This is a genomic window from Nocardia alni (assembly GCF_019038435.1).
In the GTDB taxonomy this organism is placed as follows: domain Bacteria; phylum Actinomycetota; class Actinomycetes; order Mycobacteriales; family Mycobacteriaceae; genus Nocardia; species Nocardia alni.
The window spans coordinates 1-415 of sequence record NZ_JAGPOX010000372.1 but is presented as its reverse complement, the minus strand read 5'-3'; the positions used below and the strand labels follow the sequence as shown (position 1 = coordinate 415).

1 protein-coding gene is annotated in these 415 nt (G+C 50.4%); it reads right to left on the bottom strand.

The window, feature by feature from the left end; translation table 11 throughout:
- Positions 1–42: 42 nt before the first annotated feature.
- Positions 43–415 (bottom strand): protein YmfL (ymfL, locus tag JZ791_RS44385; protein ID WP_216904002.1); only part of this gene is annotated, 373 nt, incomplete at its 5' end.

Sequence of the window (415 nt, the reverse complement as noted above, 5' to 3'; positions counted from 1 at the left end):
CCACCAGCTGTTGCGACAAACGGTTATTTGCCGTTAAACTGTTCATGCGTTAGTTTCTCCACAGACACAAAACGCCACGACGCCCGGAGCTGCACACTCGCGGGCGTCACTCTTTTCTGGAGCGCAGAAAATTTTGTAGACCAGTGCCGCATGCTCCTGGAGCTTCGAAATTGACAGATACAATTCATCATTAATTGCTGTCTGCTCGTGTGGCTCCACTACCCCATCTTCGATTGCCGAACGAATCTGCTTTGAGTAACTCCCGATCTGTTCGATGACTTCCAGCAGGCGCTGGTTTATATCTGCGTTCTCTACTTCCTCAATTTCAGGAAGCGATACAAACACCCCACCAGCAGACTGTGCGACAGCATCCGCAATGTAGTGAGTGCCAGCAGCACGCTGTAAAATCATTGCC